We start from the raw sequence: 277 nt of genomic DNA, 5'->3' as shown, positions 1-277 counted from the left end.
ACCAATTTCCTGTGCCCAAGACTCCGTTTTCAAATACAAAACTTCCCACCACAATGTCTTCTGCAGGGTACGCTTGGGCCTGATTGGAAGAAAAGCCGCTGGCATGGATGATTTTCCCAAAAAAGAAATCCAACAAGTCCAGTTGATGCGAGGCGAGATCGAAGAAATACCCTCCGCCGGCTATTTCGGGATTAATTCTCCAATTGTTTTCCAACTTGGCAATGATTTCAGGCTCTAAGACTTGCTTGAGGTTGATATGAACCGTTCGTATCTCACC

At 45.5% G+C, this 277-nt stretch carries 1 protein-coding gene; it reads right to left on the bottom strand.

All coding sequences use genetic code 11. The annotated features are described in order from the left end of the window. Positions 1 to 277, bottom strand: a 277-nt coding sequence (locus ACNKXV_RS14805) for a Gfo/Idh/MocA family protein (protein ID WP_417908459.1), incomplete at both ends; no start/stop codon positions are given.

Source organism: Christiangramia aquimixticola (assembly GCF_048285835.1).
In the GTDB taxonomy this organism is placed as follows: domain Bacteria; phylum Bacteroidota; class Bacteroidia; order Flavobacteriales; family Flavobacteriaceae; genus Christiangramia; species Christiangramia aquimixticola.
Note: the sequence above shows the minus strand (reverse complement) of the source record. Positions and strands in the feature narration are given on the sequence as shown.